The sequence below is a fragment of the Microcoleus sp. Pol12A5 genome (assembly GCF_036701435.1).
Classification (GTDB): Bacteria; Cyanobacteriota; Cyanobacteriia; order Cyanobacteriales; family Microcoleaceae; genus Microcoleus.
In genome coordinates, this window is the sequence record NZ_JAUBQU010000016.1 from 1 (window position 1) to 19,045 (window position 19,045).

General features: G+C 45.4%; 14 protein-coding genes and 1 tRNA gene. 11 read left to right on the forward strand and 4 right to left on the reverse strand.

Features of this window, described 5'->3' with window-relative positions:
• Positions 1 to 90: 90 nt before the first annotated feature.
• A complete protein-coding gene (locus tag QUA45_RS06550; RefSeq protein WP_333220004.1) occupies positions 91 to 219 on the reverse strand; it encodes a hypothetical protein in 129 nt (42 codons plus the stop codon).
• 290 nt (positions 220 to 509) lie between these two features.
• Between QUA45_RS06550 and QUA45_RS06555 the strand changes: the two genes are divergently transcribed.
• The 4 genes from QUA45_RS06555 to QUA45_RS06570 all read left to right on the forward strand — a co-directional run bounded on the left by QUA45_RS06555 (position 510) and on the right by QUA45_RS06570 (position 5,026).
• The gene (locus QUA45_RS06555) at positions 510 to 1,610 is read left to right on the forward strand and encodes a saccharopine dehydrogenase NADP-binding domain-containing protein (protein WP_333220006.1); all 1,101 of its coding nucleotides are present in this window, start codon (positions 510 to 512) and stop codon (positions 1,608 to 1,610) included.
• Positions 1,611 to 2,002: 392 nt separating this feature from the next.
• A complete protein-coding gene (locus QUA45_RS06560) occupies positions 2,003 to 2,353 on the forward strand; it encodes a hypothetical protein (RefSeq protein WP_333220008.1) in 351 nt (116 codons plus the stop codon).
• Positions 2,354 to 2,640: 287 nt separating this feature from the next.
• Positions 2,641 to 3,162, forward strand: a complete 522-nt coding sequence (locus tag QUA45_RS06565) for a hypothetical protein (protein WP_333095833.1) — start codon at positions 2,641 to 2,643, stop codon at positions 3,160 to 3,162.
• Between the two features lie 529 nt (positions 3,163 to 3,691).
• Positions 3,692 to 5,026 (forward strand): hypothetical protein, encoded by a 1,335-nt coding sequence (locus QUA45_RS06570; RefSeq protein WP_333220010.1) that lies wholly within the window; start codon positions 3,692 to 3,694, stop codon positions 5,024 to 5,026.
• A gap of 307 nt (positions 5,027 to 5,333) precedes the next feature.
• On the opposite strand, the gene QUA45_RS06575 is transcribed toward QUA45_RS06570, so the two are convergent.
• Positions 5,334 to 5,654: a hypothetical protein gene (locus QUA45_RS06575; RefSeq protein ID WP_333039230.1), complete on the reverse strand. Its 321-nt coding sequence runs from the start codon at positions 5,652 to 5,654 to the stop codon at positions 5,334 to 5,336.
• Positions 5,655 to 5,766: 112 nt separating this feature from the next.
• Between QUA45_RS06575 and QUA45_RS06580 the strand changes: the two genes are divergently transcribed.
• The 6 genes from QUA45_RS06580 to QUA45_RS06605 all read left to right on the forward strand — a co-directional run bounded on the left by QUA45_RS06580 (position 5,767) and on the right by QUA45_RS06605 (position 14,893).
• A complete protein-coding gene (locus QUA45_RS06580) occupies positions 5,767 to 6,660 on the forward strand; it encodes an ion channel (RefSeq protein WP_333095831.1) in 894 nt (297 codons plus the stop codon).
• A gap of 58 nt (positions 6,661 to 6,718) precedes the next feature.
• Complete coding sequence (locus QUA45_RS06585; RefSeq protein ID WP_333095830.1) at positions 6,719 to 7,066, forward strand: DUF433 domain-containing protein; 348 nt, start codon at positions 6,719 to 6,721, stop codon at positions 7,064 to 7,066.
• 193 nt (positions 7,067 to 7,259) lie between these two features.
• The gene (locus QUA45_RS06590; RefSeq protein ID WP_333220012.1) at positions 7,260 to 8,435 is read left to right on the forward strand and encodes an exonuclease SbcCD subunit D; all 1,176 of its coding nucleotides are present in this window, start codon (positions 7,260 to 7,262) and stop codon (positions 8,433 to 8,435) included.
• Between the two features lie 252 nt (positions 8,436 to 8,687).
• The gene (locus tag QUA45_RS06595; protein WP_333220014.1) at positions 8,688 to 11,729 is read left to right on the forward strand and encodes an SMC family ATPase; all 3,042 of its coding nucleotides are present in this window, start codon (positions 8,688 to 8,690) and stop codon (positions 11,727 to 11,729) included.
• Positions 11,730 to 11,814: 85 nt separating this feature from the next.
• Positions 11,815 to 12,987, forward strand: coding sequence for a pyridoxal phosphate-dependent aminotransferase (locus tag QUA45_RS06600; RefSeq protein WP_445304924.1), 1,173 nt, complete (start codon positions 11,815 to 11,817; stop codon positions 12,985 to 12,987).
• A 16-nt stretch (positions 12,988 to 13,003) separates the two neighbouring features.
• Positions 13,004 to 14,893 carry an aminopeptidase P family protein gene (locus QUA45_RS06605; RefSeq protein WP_333220016.1) on the forward strand — a complete coding sequence of 630 codons (1,890 nt, stop codon included), beginning with the start codon at positions 13,004 to 13,006 and terminating at the stop codon, positions 14,891 to 14,893.
• Positions 14,894 to 15,073: 180 nt separating this feature from the next.
• Here the strand turns inward: QUA45_RS06605 and QUA45_RS06610 are convergent.
• Together QUA45_RS06610 and QUA45_RS06615 are read right to left on the reverse strand one after the other, a co-directional pair.
• Positions 15,074 to 15,146: transfer RNA gene (locus QUA45_RS06610), tRNA-Thr, on the reverse strand.
• 147 nt (positions 15,147 to 15,293) lie between these two features.
• Positions 15,294 to 17,450: a WD40 domain-containing protein gene (locus tag QUA45_RS06615; protein WP_333095826.1), complete on the reverse strand. Its 2,157-nt coding sequence runs from the start codon at positions 17,448 to 17,450 to the stop codon at positions 15,294 to 15,296.
• Positions 17,451 to 17,816: 366 nt separating this feature from the next.
• Here QUA45_RS06615 and QUA45_RS06620 point away from each other — a divergent pair, with 366 nt between their 5' ends.
• The gene (locus QUA45_RS06620; protein WP_333220018.1) at positions 17,817 to 18,977 is read left to right on the forward strand and encodes a sulfate ABC transporter substrate-binding protein; all 1,161 of its coding nucleotides are present in this window, start codon (positions 17,817 to 17,819) and stop codon (positions 18,975 to 18,977) included.
• Positions 18,978 to 19,045: the final 68 nt, after the last annotated feature.

Sequence of the window (19,045 nt, forward strand, 5' to 3'; positions counted from 1 at the left end):
GTAATGAGAAGTAAGATTTTTAGCAAGCGCAGATAAACGCAGATAAACGCAGATGAATCACATCTGCGTTTGTTTGTTTGTATTGATTTATCAGTGTGCCAGTGCGAGAATTTTTTCTGGTTGATTCCCTGTGAAGGGAAAACGATTTGCGATCGCCCTCAATAACCTTTCTAAATCCTGTGCATCTTTCGCGCTTGGTGGCGATGGTTTGTGTTTCATCAAATCTGTGAAAATATTTTGTCATCATAGAGCATATTCCATCGATAAAATTCTCAATATTAGAAGAACAAGTTAACGGTGAAGGCATTTTTGAACTTAGCGTTGCAGCCAAAACTCTAATGAAAGCAGAACAGGCAGGTCGCTGGTAGAAGTCTCTCCCCATCTGCGGATCGGGGCGATAGTCGCCGAGCCCCCAGGAGTTCGCATTCTTCTCAATTCATACTTTATGCGGATGAAAACGCCGGCCCCAAGTTGAGAAACTGAGAAATGGCGTTACCCTTTTTTTAGCGATGGCAAATCGAGTGTTGATTGTCGGCGGGCGGGGACGAATTGGCAGCAGCGTTGCCCAAGACCTTGTTACCCATACCGACGCAGAAATTACTGTTACCGGACGCAACTCTGAAGCCTCTATTGGGCCGGGATTGCCACCGGATAGGGTGCAGTATCAAGCTTTAGATTTAGCAGACAGTGCAGCCCTGCACCAAGCGGTTTCATCCTCTAATCTCGTCGTTCACTGTGCGGGACCTTTTCACTACCGAGATGCTAGCGTATTGAAAACTTGCATAGAAGCAGGTGTTAATTATACTGATGTCAGCGACAGCCGCAGTTTTACTCGCAGAGCTTTAGACTTGCGGGAAACTGCTAAAAACTCCGGGATTACTGCTATTATTAATACGGGCATTTTCCCCGGTGTGTCTAATAGCATGGTGCGCCGAGATGTGGAACAATTAGATGAAGCAGAACACATACATTTGAGTTATGTAGTAGGAGGTTCTGGCGGTGCTGGTGTTACCGTCATGAGAACCACTTTTTTAGGTTTGCAAACGCCTTTTGATGTTTGGGCCGATCGCAAGTGGCAGCAAGTACAACCCTACAGCGCTCGCGAAACAATTGAATTTCCCGCGCCCTACGGTAAAACAGGGGTTTACTGGTTTGATATGCCGGAAGCAATCACTTTGCCCGAAACTTTCCCGGTCAAATCAGTTGTGACTAAATTCGGTACGTCTCCCGACCTTTACAATCACCTTACCTGGTTTGTTGCTAAGTATTGGCCTGCTAGCTGGCTCAAAAATAACTCCGTGATTGAATTTCTCTCCTACGTCAGTTATGGGATGACGAGTGTTACTAATACTTTTAGTGGGGTTGGTGTGGCAGTGCGATCGCAAGTGACAGGTCTCAAAAACGGTCAATCGGCTAAAGTTTGCTCGACAGCGGTACACCCAAATGCTGCCGCCGCTACGGGCATCGGTACTGGCAGTATAGCTCAATTAATGTTAGAAGGGAAACTGGAAAAACCGGGCGTTTGGTCGGTTGAACAAGCTCTTTCTACTGAGCTATTTGAACGAGCTATGCAGAATCGAAACCTCAAGATAGAGCAGGTTATTTTGTAGTGTTATCGGTTGTTTGTTGCCATTTGCATCTGTTTGGTGAATGAGTTTTTTTGACGAACCGCAAAGACGCAAAGGACCCGAAGAAAGAAAGGTGAAGAGTAAAGGTTCGCAATTGATGGGAGAACCCCTAGATAGGGTTCGTCGCAGAAATTGCGATCGCACCTCCTAGGAGATCGGTTCCGCTTGTCTAACTAATCTATCTTTTGGTAGAAGGAATAATAACAAGCAGGCGCTTAAGATATGGGAGGTAACGGGAAACATCCCTTTTGGCTCGCTCTAGATGCGGTAGCTGCGACAAAGATTGCGCTTGAAACAAGGTTGTCAATGTGCGATCGCAGTGAAGAAGCGACAAACACCATAATTTTTGCGGAAAAATACGAGGAGAAGTTGATATGAAGCGGGTTTTAAAATCTCTCGGAAAAAAATTGAGCCAAAGCATTTTGCTGGTCTGTACCCTGGCTTTCATTGGTCTGCTAAGTCTAGCGGTAGTACCCAGTCAGGCTGCTTACGCAGGTCAAGACAGAACTCAGGCGCCGCCGGAAGCTAAAATGACTGACCCCGCAGAAAGTTTCGAGGATCTGAATCCCCAAGCAGCTTACGATGAAATAGTCAAAACTTCTCAAAATCCCGCAAAGGTCGAGAAAGCTTACGACGAAAGCTTAAAGGAGTACAAGGGAGAACACCCGCAAGAAGGCATAGTTCAAAAAGCTGAAGATTTGATCGAAAAGGTCACGGGAAAGTAATAAATCAAGAGATTTATATCTAACTCAAGTTGCTGGTAAATACACAGCTTCGGTGAGTACAGAAGTGAGAAGATCTCAGAATTCACTTGAACATAATTATCTAGGGTGCGCCGAGGCGCACCCTATCGCTTGAAAGTAGCGTGTAAAAATACTTTTTGAATCCACAACTGTTTTATCATTTCCTTTATTTGAAAGCTAGCAGCTTCATCCTCAAGGCAGATGAATAGATATGAATTTAAAAGGTAAATTTAATAATAGTTAGAGTTAGATAAAAGGAAAAAAATATCATGAGCGATGACAAAAAAACGGTACATGAACCTGATGCTAACCTCGACCCGCTTTCGGGGGAAACAGGGGCTCATCCAGTGGGAACGGGTATTGGTGCGGCGAGTGCCGGTGCTGCGGGCGCTGCGATCGGCGGTGCCATCGGCGGGCCTGTAGGAGCAGTTGTAGGCGCTGTTGTGGGTTCGTTTAGTGGCGGTTTGGTTGGCAAAGGTGTGGCCGAGGCGATCGACCCCACGGTAGAAGATGCTTACTGGCAAAGCAACTACAGTTCCCGTCCTTACGTGGACACGAGCGCAACTTACGAAGACTATCAGCCTGCATACCGCACCGGTTATGAGGGATACAGCCGCTATGGCGCTACTGGTAAGAAATTCCACGAGATCGAACCAGATTTGCAGCGCGACTACGAAACAAATCGCGGTAAGTCTAATGTGACTTGGGAAAAAGCTAAGCACGCCACCCGCGACGCTTGGGATCGGGTGGAACGCGCTGTTCCTGGCGACATTGACAAAGACGGCCGCTAAGGGCTGAAACCAAGTATTTCTCAGTCTTGAAGACACACAAACTCAAGCATTGCGGTTATTTTTAGCCGGGTACCGGAATGGAGGGAAGTGTTTGATAAAAAAAACCGGCTGCTGCGTCTTGGACTGTTGTTGATAGGTGGCACAGTTTTTAAAGCGAGTTTAGCAAAGTTTTTGGGGATTTTCAGCCCCTCTCTACATCGGAGAGGGTATTTTTATGCTCCCTTGAAATCGCCTTTTTCAGCACGATTTTTATTTCACAGGACTGTTCGCTGTGAGAACTCGCTAAAGACGTAGAGGGTTTGCTCTGCGGGACGATCGCACTGCTAAAAAATGCTTTTTACAAAATCGGGATGCTTCCGTTTGAGATTAACATTTTTTTTTTACTATTAGCCTTAAAATTAAACTTATTCAGGACTGAGACATCGATCGCGATGGGCTTTCTTCAATCGGAGCCGGATCGTAAAGCGTCGGTGGCTTCAAGTCCGATAATTGTTAATCTAAATCCTCTCATTCAAAATTGGTATTACTTGTGGATGAAATGTTGGAAAGAGCTTGGACACTCAAGCAAAATTTAATTGACTTTGTGCTGGATGCTGAGGGAGAGTTGGCGGTAGCTTTGGAAGCTTATGCTGCTGCTCGATCGACCGGCGAGCGCTACGATATTGCCCAGCAAAATCAAGTGATTGACAGTTTTACAGTCGAAGGTAAAGTCGGCGACAAAACGCCGATCGACCTATTTGTCGAAAGTCAGCCGGATTTAACCGAGAGCGATCGTAGCTTGCTCGAAAGTTGGGAGTACAGAAGCTTCACTGGCTTATTTGAAATCACTAAACTTTCCCCCGACAAGTTTGAACTGATGAACTGGCTGACAGCAAAGCACTACGTTGTCAAGCCCAACAGTCCTAATTTTCTAGCAGAAATGTCTCGCTTTAAGTTAGGAGAAATCTTGCTGGCTCGGATTTCTCCCCTTACCGATGACTGGTGGATACTTTCGAGCTCTCCCATCCTGAAGGGGAAATTGGGTAAGCCGAAGTTGGCGGTGGCGATCGGCAATTTCAAGCAAAATCACAACAAGAACCTGTACAGCGATGCCCCGGAATTGTTAGAGCAAGCTTGGCAGTCAGTAGAAAAGTACCATGAAGATTTTACCGAATTTTTTGGCAGTGATGAATTGACGCTATCGGGATATCACCTGAATAAACAGTTGGCTGAATTTCAGGAATTCATTACTAAAAAACGCCTAGCTGATATCGGCATTGATGAAAGTAAATCTCTGGCGGATATCGTTGAAGATGCCGGAGTCGACCGAGAAGAAGTCAAAGCAGCAGCAATCGCGGCAGCAGGTGCCGATGCTAACGCAGTTGAGGTAATGATCGACAGCAATGCTAGTTCAAAAATGGTAATGCCGAAAGTCGAATTGCCCGATCGCTTCAAGAAAGCCGAACAGGTGACAGCACTTTCTCATCCTCGCTGGGGACAAACCTTTTTGTCTACTTACGCTCAATTTACTGCACTGCTAGCAGCCGAAAACTTTTCAACCGTTCCCGGTTACGAAAAGCTGGTGCGTAACTATCTGGAAGATCCTGCAATTAATGTCTGGATTTGGCAACGGTTAGCTAAAGTTAATCCAGCGAAATTAGAACAAATTTTGCAAACTGTACTGGAACGTACAGATTTTCAGATCGATCGCGATTTAGATGCCCTGCTGCAAGAGTTTAAAAAACCGTTAGAACCCGAACTCCCGGAAATTGCCAGCGTTCCCCTGCACCTGCACAACTTATTTCAGGAAGCTTTAGGCGAAGTTAATAAGTCAAAGTCCAAACCGCAGGAGAAAAAGAAAAGCTCTAAAGGCTTTAAATCCTAACTAGCTAAGTTGGTGGCATACTGCTATGTCCTAATGCGCCGGCTTGGCCAAGGGATGATACTCGATGAGATGGCCACAGCCCAGGGACAGCAGAAACAGAGTGGCAATTTCAAGTATGAGTGCGATCGACCCTAGCGATTTTGGGCGCGTTAGTCTGCATCCCTCAGATAATAAATTATTAAATAAGGTCACAGCTAGCTGTGACCTTATGGCCCGGTAAGATTACTCAAATACCTTTGCAGTCAGGACTTTAGTTTTTCTTCACCGCGATCGAAAACACTGAAGTCCTGACTACAAACACTTTTTTTTAATCTTCAACTCGTCGGACAGCCATGCGTTGCAGTGGCAGGCTGAGTATGCTAGAAGCAGTCAACAAGTAAGAAAGAACCGTAGTCAGCTTTAAACTGAGCAATAACCAGCTATCTTCTGGTAGGTGAAGTTTCAGCCCGAAAAAAGAGATGCAGTACACTATCCAGTAAGTAAAGCTCATCTTGATTAGGATTTCCTCGCTCAAAGTGCGATCGTCCGTTGGCTGCGAGTTGCGATTATCACCCAGCAGGACTAGACCCGCAATAGAAGCCACAAAAGAAACCATAACGAGATAGTCATGCCAGTTAAGCTCAACCATTTCTAAACTCCGCTTTTATCCGAATTTTTGGAATCAGACATCAGTCTAAAGGATAAGTTTTCCCGGTCAAAGCAATAGTTACAAATTGAAACAGCCGCAGTTACAAATCGCAATGAAAACTCACCAAAACCGCCAGCCACAGGCTCGTTTAGTCAGTCGCAAAGGACAATTGCCCTTAAATATTGTCAAGTTGGGAGTACCGCGCCTGCATTTTGCCGACCTGTACCACAGGCTGCTAACTCTTTCTTGGCCGCGATTTTTCATGCTTATTTGTCTATCCTATATAGTCACAAATTCTTTATTTGCTTTAGCTTACTTGGCGGGAGGAGATTGCATTGCTAACGCGCGACCGGGTTCTTTCCAAGATGCCTTTTATTTCAGCGTGCAAACAATGGCGACGATCGGCTACGGCGCTATGTATCCGCGCACGGATTACGCTAATACTATAGTCGCGATCCAAGCGCTTTTTGGTTTGTGGGGAGTAGCGATGGTGACGGGGCTGGCTTTTTCGAGATTTTCCAGACCAACAGCCAGAGTTATCTTCAGCCGCGTAGCTGTGATCGCTCCTTTTAACGGCGTTCCGACTCTGATGTACCGCACGGCAAATCAGCGTTTCAACCAAATTTTAGAAGCGCAGCAGCGAGCTACTTTGATCCGTGACGAGGTAACACCGGAAGGAGAATTTATGCGGCGTTTTTACGATTTGCAATTGATGCGGAGTCACTCTCCGGTTTTTGCATTAACTTGGACGGTTATGCACCCAATTGAGGAGAGCAGTCCTTTGTACCAACTTACTGCCCAAGACTTGATGGAACAGCAAGCGGAAATTGTAATTACTTTAACAGGAATTGACGAAACAGTTTCGCAAACTATTCATGCGCGACATTCTTTTGTGGCGTCTGAAATTATGTGGAATATGCGGTTTGTAGATATTCTTTTGAAATCGGCGACGGGAGGGCGGGTGGTTGATTATACTCGGTTTCACGATGTGAAGCCTGTTGAATGAAAGTGTTGATTTAGCCACCAGTGCTAGAATACCTGTATGGCAAAAAAAGTTAATATTTATGAACTCAATAACGGCAAATACGACACTGAAAGAATTGCAACCCCAACTCTTGGCTTTAACTCCCGAAGAGAAGGCTCAAGCTATAGAATTACTAGCCCAAAGTTTAAGAAAATTTTGGTCGGGAATTCAAAAGACTCCCGGCGTGTGCGGCGGCGATGCTTGCATCAGACAAACGCGAATTCCTGTTTGGTTGCTGGTGAATGCTCGCCGTTTAGGTATTTCTGAAGCTGAACTCCTAGAAGACTATCCGACTCTGGGTGCCGCTGATTTGGCGAATGCTTGGGCTTATGCTGAGGCATATCCTGATGAGATTGAAACAGCAATTCGAGAACAGGAAGAGGCATAAACTGTGACAGATATTTATACCGCGATCGCACAAAGTATTAAAACTGAGATATTTTACCATTTTAAATCAGCCTTTTATGAACGGGCAAGATGCCCGTTCCACAAGAAATTCCTTCTTTGTGGAACGGGCATCTTACCCGTTCTTGAAAATGGTACAACATCTCAGTTAACATAAACAAAATACTCCTCGTACTATGCGAATAATTCATACTGCTGACTGGCATTTAGGGCGACGTTTTCGAGGAATCGATCGCACTTTTGAAATTGCGATCGCCCTCGAACAGATTTTGAAGCAAGCAAAAGCCTTAGAGGTCGATGCTGTGCTCGTTGCGGGCGACATTTTCGACGTGCCCAACCCTCCCGCTTACGCCGAACGCATTGCTTATAACTTTTTCTGCGAACTGCAAGCAGCAGGAATTCCCGCAATTGCGATCGCCGGTAATCACGATTCGGCATCCCGCATCGACAGTATCGCACAATTGCTTTCCCTCGCCGGTGTTCGCGCTTTAGGCAAACCCAGGATTTCCGCCGACGGCGGCACAATTACTCTTAATACGAAAAGTGGTAAACTTTGTGTGGGAGCTATGCCTTTTGCTTCCGAACAAAGACTGTTAGATGCTAATTCTCTGTGGCAGTCGGGCGATGCCGATCGCCGAAAAGATTACCGCGAAATCGTAGCATATTTACTCGAAGATTTAACCAGAGAGTTTAGAGATAATACTGTCAATATTCTCATGGGACACATGAGTATTGACGGCGCTCGATTGGCAAAATCTGAAGTCGCTTATTACACGCGAGAAAAATACCTGCTGTCAGCGCAAACTCTGCCCCCGGAAGCTCAGTATGTTGCCCTCGGACACATCCACATTCACCAGCGGATTTCTGAGACTTCTCCCGCTTATTATTCCGGTTCTTTAATTCAGTTAGATTTTGGAGAAGCGGAACAGGAAAAAGGATTTTGCTTGATAGAAGTTGAGCCGGGAAGTCAGGCAAAGGTGGAATTTAAGCCTGTGGCTTGCCACAAGCCGTTAAAAGTGCTTAAATGTCATAACGACAATCTCGATGAAACTTTACAAGCTCATCAGTATCATCCGGGTTTCTTGAAAGTAATTGTCGAATTGGACAGTCCGCAAATCGGACTTGCCGCTCGAGTGCGCCAAATCTGTTCTCAAGCGCTGTTAATTGAACCGCGCTATCCAGATGCAGCCTTAGAACCAACAGAAATAACTAATATCGATCCCAATAATTTGGATCCGGCAGCAGAGTTTTGCAACTATTATCAAAACCGCTTGGGAACGACACCGAAACCGGCAGTATTGGAGGAATTTAAAAATTTGTACAAGAAGTTTAAGGAAACAGTTAACAATTAAATGCGTAAAAAGATACAATCCAAAATCCAAAATCTCAAATTTCAAATAGTGTTAAGACTGAAACCCACGCTCAATGTCGCTTGTAGTCGAGTCTAGATCCCTCTAAATCCCCCCTGGTTGTTGGGGGACTTTGATAATACTCTTGTCCCCCCTTGTTAAGGGGGGTTAGGGGGGATCGGGAAGACTGTAGAAGGAAGACAGTAGACCTGAATATAACAATCTAAAACCCCAAATCCTAAAACTAAAATCAGTATGCGTCCACTCGAACTTATTCTCGAAGGATTTACCAGCTTCCACCGCGAACAGCGTTTAGATTTTTCTCAACTCGATTTGTTTGCAATTACTGGTGCTACAGGTGCGGGCAAATCTTCACTCCTAGATGCCATGACTTACGCTCTTTTTGGCACGACAACTCGCAGCGGCAAACAAGTAAGTGATTTGGCAAGTCAAGGCAGCGAAAATTTAAAAGTGCAGTTGCGTTTTGCTGTGGGTTCGGCACAGTATCGGGTGACGCGGAGGTGGCGTTTCCGTCCGAAATCTCCCGAAAATAAGGTGATTTTGGACAACTGGCAAAATGGTCAATGGGAAACTTTAGGGACGAGTATCGTTGCTGTTCAAAATACCATTGAACAGATTTTAGGAATGGATTTTGATACTTTTACGCGAGCAATTGTTCTGCCTCAAGGCAAGTTTGACGAGTTTATTAAAGGGGATACATCAAAACGCCGGGAAATTTTGCGGCAGTTAGCGGGATTTGAGATTTTTGAGCAGATGCGGAAGGAAACAAATGAACTCGCAAAGTTGCTGAAACAGGAACGGGAAATGGTGGAAAGGCAGCTAGCGGATTTGAGTGCGCCGACGGCGGATGAGGTGGCTCAAAGACGATCGCAACTTTTGATTTTAGAGCAGCAGTTGCCCCAGTTCGATCGCGCTGTGATGAAAGCTCAGAAGGATCTCGATGAAGAGGAACAGCTATTTTCGCAAATCGCTCGCTGGCAAGAGCTGCAACAACAATTGGCTAAATTAAATGCTAATTCCGCCGAGGTGACAATTTTAGCACAGCGTTTGGAAAGAGCGCAAGCTGCCAATCATTTACAGGGAGATTGGGCTTTAGTGCGATCGGCTCGCAGTCAGTATGAAACTGCAGCAAGTGGCTCGGTGGCAGCGCGAAAACTGTTAATTAAAGCTCGATCAGAGCTAGCAGTAGAGCAGCAGCAATTTGACGCGGCAAAAGCTAAAGAAGAGGTGCTAGCACCACAAATTAAGGCTCGCGAAGATGCTTTAGCTGCTGCTAAAGTATATGAAGAACAGCGCGCTCAATTAGAAAAAGAAGTTGCGCTTGCCCAAAAAATTCAACAGGAAAAACTCCGCTTTTTTATGGCAGCAGATAAAGACTTGCAAGCTGCTAACACTAAAATTCAAGGTGCGGGTTTTCGAGTTACTCAAGCAGCGGCACAACTCGAACAGTATGCGCCGGGAGGAAAGCGTTTAGAGCAATTGCAGCAAATTGCACCCTTATTGATGGAATTGCAGCTAATTGCCCAGCAGCAAAAAACTCAGGAAGAACAGTTGGAGAAATCTATTGCAGAGAAGGAAAGCGCTGAACAAAATTATGTGGAGGTTGCTACTAATTTAGAAGCAGCAGAAATCCGACTAAAAGAGTGCGATCGCGAGTTAGAAGTGGCCCAAACAGCTAATGCGGAAGCAGCACGTTTAGAGAGTGTTGCTGCTGTCAGAATGTCGCTGAATTCTGGCGATACTTGCCCGGTGTGTGGGGGGGTGCATCCTGAGAGCGATCGGCTCCCTCCTTTGCCGAATTCTAATATTGTCGATGTCGCTGGTTTGCGGCGGAAATTGGCGGATGCAAATCAGGTTTTTCAAGATGCTCAAAGGTTGGCTGCTGAGGGGAAAAGTGCAGTTTCAGCCTGCCGGCAAAAAGAGTCGGAAATTGCTCAAATGCTCGAATTAACTGCGAATAGAGTTTCTCAATTGCAGCAGCAAATCACTCAAGTGCTGGAAAATCCTCACTGGGAAAGCTTGGGGTTGCAGCAGGAGTTGGCACTCCTTAAAGAGAGCGATCGCCAATACCGCCAAACCGAACAGCAGTTCCAACTCGCATCATTGGAATATGATAATTTTCAACAAAAATTTAATTTTGCTGTGGCGACTCAAGCAGCTAAACAGCAGGAATATCAAGATGCGATCGCCGAATCAGACCGTCGGCAGCAGCAGTTGCAAAGTTGTGTAAATGCGCTTTATCAAATTACCGAATATCAACCTTATGCTAACTTAGCAAAAGTCTTAGAACAAGACAAACAAGACTTGGCAAATCTGCTGAAAGTTGCCGAAAAATCATATCAAACTGCTCAAAATAAGGTTATTCAAGCCGCAGAGAGAGAGCAACAAGCTGGAGAAGCTTTTGGACAAGCCCAGGCTCATAAACAGCAGTTAAATCAGGATTGGTCAGCAAAATTAACAGCGGCTGATTTCACAGAAGAGACATTTTTAGCAGCGGTTGCGACAGTTAAGGAACAATCTGAATGGGAAAATGCTATTCGCTCTCACCGCGAATCAAAAATTCAGTTAGAGACACGGGTGAAAGATTTGAGCGAGGATATCGCAGGCAGAACTACCGATGAGAATACTTTAGCACAAGTGCGATCCGCAAAACAGACCGCCCAAGAAAACCTCAAACAAGCCAACAACAACCGCGCCGAACTGTTAGCTTGGATTCAAGTAGCAGCCCAAAATCTCGAACAAGCCGAAAGATTGTCACAGCAAATCACAAATTTCACCGAACAAGAGCAAACTTATCACACCTTAGCGCAGAACCTCAAATCCAACGAATTTCAATCTTACATTTTAGAACATTTAGAAGCAGAATTAGTTGGAAGCGCCACCTTGATTTTGCAAGAATTAACCGAAAATCGCTACAAACTAATAAACCAAGACGGCGAATACTGGGTAGCAGATAATTGGAACGGCGGCGAAGCTAGACGAGTGCGTACTCTTTCCGGTGGCGAAACCTTTGCCACTTCCTTATCAATGGCTTTAGCTTTGTCAGAAAAACTGTCTCAAGGAACTCACTTGGGTAGCTTATTTCTAGATGAAGGATTTGGCACTTTAGATACCGAAACTCTCGAAAGCGTTACTCAAATTTTAGAATCTTTGCGGCAGCGAGACAGGCTGATTGGAGTGATTACCCACGTTCGAGAATTGGGCGAAAGATTGCCCGCACAAGTTAAAGTTTCTAAATCCCCGCAAGGTTCTAAAATAGAAGTACATAGATCCTGAAGCGGAGAGGCGCGTGCGTGAAATACTAAACTTGCTTAAGGAGGTATATTATCACTAAACCTGCCCCTACAATTACCTATAATATATGATGAAAAATCACCCGAATCGAATGCAATCGGTACAGTCGCCAATAATTCCAGTAGTTGGCGAACTGATCCGCCAAAATCCGGGAACAATATCTTTAGGACAAGGCGTAGTTTACTACAATCCGCCACAAGAATCATTTGACCGAATTCCCGAATTCTTCGCAAACCCCGACAATCACAAATACAAAGCCGTGGAAGGAATTCCACAATTACAAGATTCTATCGCAGCCAAACTAAAAACCGATAACCACATAGAAATTAATAGCAAAAACTGCATTGTCGTTACCGCAGGTAGCAACATGGGATTTACCAACGCTATTCTCGCTATCACTTCGGCGGGAGACGAAGTTATTATCCAATCACCTTATTACTTCAACCACGAAATGGCGGCAATTATGGCAAGTTGCCGACCCGTGATAGTAGAAACAGACGCCAAATATCAACTTAATATCGATGCTATAAAAAAAGCCATTACTGACAAAACACGAGCCATAGTTACCATTTCGCCAAATAATCCCACTGGTGTTGTTTATTCGGTCGAAGCACTCCGGGAAGTCAACGAAATTTGTCGCCAGCACAACATCTATCACATCAGCGATGAAGCTTATGAATATTTTACTTATAACGGCGTCAAACACTGTTCGCCCGCCGCTTTTCCCCACAGCAGCGAACATACAATTTCTCTGTTTAGCCTCTCCAAAGCCTACGGTTTTGCGAGTTGGCGGCTCGGGTATATGGTAATCCCAGAACACTTGCTCGTTTCAGTGAGAAAAATTCAAGATACAATCTTAATTTGTCCCCCAGTAATTTCTCAATATGCAGCGCTGGGAGCCTTGCAAGTTGGTAGAGGTTACTGCGATAATTACGTAAGGGCGATCGCATCTGTGCGACAACTCGTATTAGACGAACTCAATAGCATCCAAGGTTTGTGTACAATTTCCCCGGCCGCTGGAGCATTCTACTTTTTCTTGAAAGTTGATACTGAAATCGATACAATGGAATTAGTAGAAAAATTAATTCGCGAATATCACGTAGCGGTGCTTCCCGGTACAACCTTCGGCATGGATAGCGGCTGCTATTTGCGTGTTGCTTACGGTGCTTTGGAGAAAGCAACCGCCACCGCAGGTATTAGGAGATTAGTTAAAGGTTTGAAGACAATTTTAAACAAGTAAAATAGGAAATTTAAAAATGGTTGCCACTAACTTAAAAGCAAATACAAATATCCAAGATACCTCCGCTGCAAAACTGGCAGACTTGCGCGATTTGATTGCAGATTATGAATTAGATTGCTATTTCATCCCAGCGGTTGACGAACACTTAAATTTATCAGTTCCAGCAGCCAAGCAGCGGCGAGCTTGGATGTGCGGTTTTACGGGTTCTGCTGGTGATTTATTGGTTGGTAAAGATGCCGCTTGGTTGTTTGTGGATTCCCGCTATTACGAACAAGCCGAGTTGCAAGTCGATACTGGAATTATTCAAATATCGAAACTCGGCTTAGAAGGAAATTTAACCTTAATTGAAACTTTAGAAAAACTGGCGGTAGAATCGGCAGAAAAATCCACAAAAGTTCGCCTGGGTTTTGACCCGTTTACAGTAGCGACAGAGCAATATCAAAATTGGGTGAAAAAATTCGCGAATGCGGAGATTGAGCTCATACCAATCCGGGAGAATTTGACAGACAAAGTGCGATCGCAAACTCCTTGGCAAACAGCAGAGACTTTACCCGCGATTGATGCAGCTCCCATATTTAGCTTACCTGTATCCCTGACCGGAGAAACCGCCGCCGAAAAATTAGCCAGAGTCAGGGAAGCGATGCAAAAAGCCAATATCGATGTGCTTCCGATTACCAACCTGAATCAAATAGCGTGGCTGTTCAATCTCCGAGGCTCGGATATTCCCCACATTCCTATTTTCATCTCCTATGCCATTGTCACCACAGATTCAGCGTTTTTGTTTACAAATCCCGAACGAATTTCACTAGAAATTAAGCAAGAATTGCGGGCGGATGTAACTTTGCTTCCCTACGCAGACTATCCGCATACATTAGAAACTTGCGTTAATTTGCCGAAAAAAGTTCGGGTACTTTTAGACCCGAAACACAGCACTGCAGGCACGTACCAGTTAATCTTAAACCAGCAAGAAGCGCAGTTATACAACATCGAAATAGTTTTTGAGACACATCCGGTGGAAGGGATGAAAGCTCGCAAAAATCCCGTAGAAATTGAGCAGATGAAATCAGCCAATTTCAAAGCAAGTCGAGCGAAAACTTTGACTTTAAAGTGGTTGACAGAACAGCTAGAAAATGGTAAGGTAGTGACAGAGTTTGATGTCAAGGAAAGCATCGAAAGATTTTACCAGCAAGAAACAGATTTTCAGACTTTAACTTTTAGAACGATCGCAGGTGCGGGAGCCAATAGCTCGATCGTACATTACGGAACCCCCAGCCCAGAAATAACGTTAAAACCGGGGGAACTGCTGCTGCTTGACTCAGGAGCGCAATATTTAGCAGGTACAACCGACGATACGAGAACAATAAGTATCGGAGAACCGACGGCGCTACAAATAGAACACTACACAACAGTCTTAATCGCGCACATCAACTGTGCAATGCAGCAATTCCCCAAAGGAACAACGGGAGCGCAATTAGATGCGATCGCCCGTGCGGTATTATGGCAAGAACAGCTAGACTACGGACATGGCACCGGGCACGGAGTCGGCGCGTTTTTAGCCGGTCACGAAGGGCCAAACGGCATCAGCAAATCGGTACAATATCCCCTGGAAGCCGGAATGGTAACTAGCATCGAACCTGGATATTACGAACCGGGATGGGGCGGAATTCGCATCGAAAATCTCTATGTTGTCAGGGAAATGCCATCAAAAAACGCTACGGTTTGGTACGGATTTGAATCGCTGACGTATATTCCGTTTGAGCGCAAATTGATAAATGTCGATCGACTGTCAAAGACTCAACTAGCGTGGTTGAATAATTATCATGCTGCTGTAGTCGAGAAACTGGAACCCGTAGTTGATGCAGCAACAATTGAATGGTTGAAAAAAGCTTGCGCTGCGTTAGGTTAAGCCTTGTAATTTGTCGCACATTTAACTTGTGCACCTATTTTTCGGGGAACTCTTGTGGGGTGGATACGCGAGGCCGCCCCAAAGGTACAAACAAAATAGCACCTATCAGATAGGGACACGGCAGTGCCGTGTCCCTACTGTATTTAATGCGATATTTAATCCGATTGAAAACTGCTATAAAGCTGGTGACAGGATTTGAACCTGCGACAGGCTGATTACAAATCAGCTACTCTACCAACTGAGTTACACCAGCAGTGAAACTTAATATAGCAAACTTATAGTCATCAGCGCAACCCCCCCAGCCAATTTTTTTTTCAGATTCCCCCAAAAGCTCTCCCCGCAAGGGCGGAACAAAAATGCTCTTCCTCTGAGCAATGCCCGATGCTTTTGGGCCCAGTCACTAATCGCAGCGCCAAATCTTAATCGTCTGATCCGCACTGCCGCTGGCTAGCAAATTGCCCGAAGGTGCGATCGCCACCGAGTACACCGTACCCGAATGTCCCTGAAGAGCGCTCAACAACTCCCCCGTCTGCAAATTCCAAATATTAATCGTATTATCATCACAGCCACTAACCAAAGTCAAACCGTCCCCACTGATAGCAACCGAATCGCCTCGACTCACATAATTCTGCAAAATATGCAGCGCCTCATTCGTTCCTAAATTAGTTACACCCTTTCCCTTCGCATAATTAGTATTTAAAATCCGCAACAAACGGCCCGTGTGCAAATTCCGCAGCTTAATCGTATAATCATTGCTGACGCTAGCAAGAATCTGACCGTCTGGGGCGATCGCCACAGAATTCACCCCAACATTCAATCCCGAAAGAGTCCGCAGCAACTTGCCGCTTTCCACATCCCAAACCTTGCTCGTCGCATCCGAACTGCCACTCGCCAATATTTTACCGTCCGGGCTAAAAACCACCGCATTCACATTGTCAGAATGACCCCTCAAAGTCCGCAGCAACTCACCACTCCGCAAATTCCAAAGCTTAATCGTATTATCAGCCCCGCCGCAGCTAGCAATTACCAGGCGCTTCGGATTAATCGCCACCGAATTCACCTCCATAGAATGTCCCGGAAAAGTACACAGCAAATCACCGCTGTGCAAATTCCAAAACTTAATTGTTTCGTCCGAACTGCCACTGACCAACATTTTCCCGTCAGAGCTAATAGCAACCGAATTTACGCGATCGGAATGTCCCGTCAGAGTGCCAATTAATTCCGCCGTTTCTAAATTCCAAATCTTAATAGTTTTATCCCAACTACCGCTAGCCATAATTTTACCGTCAGGGCTAATCGCCAGAGAATTCACAAACGATGAATGTCCAGGCAGCGTATATACACACCGCCATTTCTGATGTTTTAATTTGTGAGCTAATTCCTTCACCCGCTTAGCTGCCGCCTCAGATTCCTCTCTGCGTTTGAGTTCAGCCTCTTCCAAACGCTGGCGTTCCGCCTTAGCTTTCGCCTCTCGCAGCGCCAGCCGCCGCATCTCTCCCTTATAAACTATTCGCTGTTGCTCCTGAATTTCTTTAAGAGTTTCAATATACGGTTGTGCCCAATCTTTAGAAAACCATTCCTGAGCAAATTCCCCCTCTAATTTAAATAACTGAGGTTCGTGAGTAAAATCGATATTTAAATAATACAAATCAGCTAAAAAAGCCGCCAATAACTTGTGAATAGTCACAATTATTTGCCTAATAATCCGCAGACTCAGCTTTTTGTCTTTCCCCTCCGCCTCCAAGTGGTGATAAACTTCTTCCCAATTCCAAGGCTGCATTGCCACTAGAGAAACGCTCTGATTGATGACTCCCCAAAAACCCACATGAAAATTAACTTCATAATCGCTGATATCGCTGTACAGTATAGCTGTCGGTACGGGAGACAACACTGTCTGCAACCGCTCCACATCAATATCAGAAATCGCTTTTTTGAAATAGTCTCCGTAAAACTGAACCGGGCATAAATCTCCATGGGGGGGGTAGTGCTGGTTCAAAAAAGCTCTTAACTTAGCCGGCAGCTCGATATTCAGATTGTGGCGGAACGAATCAGGGCAATCTTGGCTAATTTTTGCGGGAGCAACTAACAGCAGCAATCGGTGCTGCTGCTGCTGCAAAATCTGTTCAGTTTCCTGCCTGCTCAAATTAGAAAACCAGTTGTCCCTGTCCCAAATAGTTTGAATTTCGCTCAGCTTAACTCGAATTGCTTCTGATTGAAACTCCCGCATTAAGTCGCGGCAAAGCCGGCTAATTGCCCGCTTATCTCTTACTTCTTGTGCCTTAATTCGATTAGCCCGTTCTTCCTTTACCCTTTCTTCTGCGCCCGCGAGGGCGATTAATTCTTGTTCTCTTGCCTGCTGACGCTGCAAATATTTCATTTGTGCTTTAATCCAGCGAGGGTCTTTTTTGATTTGCTGGTTTAAAGCTGAAGAACCAGAAGGTTCAATTTCTGCATAGCGTTCGTTGACAGCGCTTGCTCCCAATCTTTCTCCCAATTCAGAGGCTACAGGCTTCAACAGTTCAATTAGGGTGTCTGAGACTGGGCGGGGTAAGGACATACCAGTTAAAACTTTTTCTTAGTTAAGGACGATCGCGCGAGTCAGGCATATCTCGCTGGGGCGGCGACTCTTGGCAGGGCTATTACATTTGGGCGATCGGCCGATGGTAGTCGTAGGGCGTATCGTGCAGCCGCGCAAGTTGACCACCTTAACTCAATTATAGTATTTATACACTTTACATTTTACCCCAAATCTGGATCGAAAGCACCGATGGAAAAGACTTCAGGATATGCGATCGACCCTGAGTTCCTCCAATTCATTTTTTTTGTTGCCTTTTGACTCGCTCTTGTCTATAATCATACTTCACAACCATAATTACGGTATTCCGACCCAATAACCGTACTTTCTCGCTTAGGAACAAATATAATGAGTCCGTGGCAACGCCTAAATCAACACCTTTGCTGGCGACAACAGTCATCAGCCAGCACAAATCAATCATTTACTGCCCTGAAAAGATTTGTGTCCCTATTTTTAGTCGGAATAACATTAAGTCTCGCCGTTGCATCCTGCGGCCAAGGAAGCACCAACAACCCCGCAGCCACTCCAGGCGGTGCTACTCCAGGCGGTGCTAGCCCAGCAGCCAACAAAGGCAACGTAGAATTAACCCTAGTATCCTTCGCCGTCACCAAAGCCGCCCACGAAGCCATAATTCCCAAATTCGTAGAACAGTGGCAAAAAGAAAAGGGTCAAACCGTCACTTTTAACCAAAGCTATGGCGGTTCCGGTTCCCAAACTCGGGCCGTAATTGACGGTTTAGAAGCAGACATCGTACACCTAGCCCTCGCCCTCGACACCGCAAAAATCGAAAAAGCTGGACTCATTGAGCCCGGGTGGGAAAAAGAAGTCCCCAACGAAGGCATAGTCAGTAAATCCGTAGGAGCAATAGTCACCCGCGAAGGCAATCCCAAAAACATCAAAACCTGGGAAGATTTAAGCCAAGAGGGAGTAAAAGTGATTACTGCCGATCCTAAAACATCAGGCGTTGCCCGTTGGAATTTCCTCGCACTTTGGGGCTCGGTTGTTAAAACCGGAGGAGACGAAACCAAAGCATTAGACTTTACTAGCAAAGTCTACAAAAACGTCCCGATTCTGACTAAAGATGCCCGCGAAGCCACGGATGTATTTTTCAAACAAGGGCAAGGCGACGCCTTAATTAACTACGAAAACGAGATTCTTCTGGCAGGTGAGAAAGGCGAAAAACCGACTTATACTATTCCCGAAGTCAATGTTTCGATCGACAATCCGATTGCCATCGTCGATAAAAACGTTGATAAACACGGTACTCGCGAAGTCGCCGAAGCATTTGTCAAGTTTCTCTACACCCCAGAAGCTCAGCGAGAATTTGCCAAAGTAGGCTTCCGCCCAGTAGATGCGACAGTAGCGGCAGAACCAGAATTTGTCAAAAAATATGCCCCCATCAAAACCCTATTTACAGCTCAAGACTTAGGAGGGTGGAAAGATATTCAGCAGAAATTCTTCGATGACGGAGCTGTTTTTGACAAAATCCAAGGTTCAATTAAACAGTAAAAAAACAGAAGGCTCAGCTCCCCGACTTCCTCGAAGTTGTCGGGGAGCTAAAAGATTCACTATTCTTG

Bases quoted from the DNA above. Each gene is read 5' to 3' on its own strand.
- QUA45_RS06575 (WP_333039230.1), bottom strand. From the start codon at position 5,654: ATGGTTGAGCTTAACTGGCATGACTATCTCGTTATGGTTTCTTTTGTG.
- QUA45_RS06615 (WP_333095826.1), bottom strand. From the start codon at position 17,450: ATGTCCTTACCCCGCCCAGTCTCAGACACCCTAATTGAACTGTTGAAG.
- QUA45_RS06585 (WP_333095830.1), top strand. From the start codon at position 6,719: ATGAACTCAATAACGGCAAATACGACACTGAAAGAATTGCAACCCCAA.
- QUA45_RS06565 (WP_333095833.1), top strand. From the start codon at position 2,641: ATGAGCGATGACAAAAAAACGGTACATGAACCTGATGCTAACCTCGAC.
- QUA45_RS06595 (WP_333220014.1), top strand. From the start codon at position 8,688: ATGCGTCCACTCGAACTTATTCTCGAAGGATTTACCAGCTTCCACCGC.
- QUA45_RS06600 (WP_445304924.1), top strand. From the start codon at position 11,815: ATGATGAAAAATCACCCGAATCGAATGCAATCGGTACAGTCGCCAATA.
- QUA45_RS06580 (WP_333095831.1), top strand. From the start codon at position 5,767: ATGAAAACTCACCAAAACCGCCAGCCACAGGCTCGTTTAGTCAGTCGC.
- QUA45_RS06590 (WP_333220012.1), top strand. From the start codon at position 7,260: ATGCGAATAATTCATACTGCTGACTGGCATTTAGGGCGACGTTTTCGA.
- QUA45_RS06620 (WP_333220018.1), top strand. From the start codon at position 17,817: ATGAGTCCGTGGCAACGCCTAAATCAACACCTTTGCTGGCGACAACAG.
- QUA45_RS06550 (WP_333220004.1), bottom strand. From the start codon at position 219: ATGAAACACAAACCATCGCCACCAAGCGCGAAAGATGCACAGGATTTA.
- QUA45_RS06560 (WP_333220008.1), top strand. From the start codon at position 2,003: ATGAAGCGGGTTTTAAAATCTCTCGGAAAAAAATTGAGCCAAAGCATT.
- QUA45_RS06555 (WP_333220006.1), top strand. From the start codon at position 510: ATGGCAAATCGAGTGTTGATTGTCGGCGGGCGGGGACGAATTGGCAGC.
- QUA45_RS06605 (WP_333220016.1), top strand. From the start codon at position 13,004: ATGGTTGCCACTAACTTAAAAGCAAATACAAATATCCAAGATACCTCC.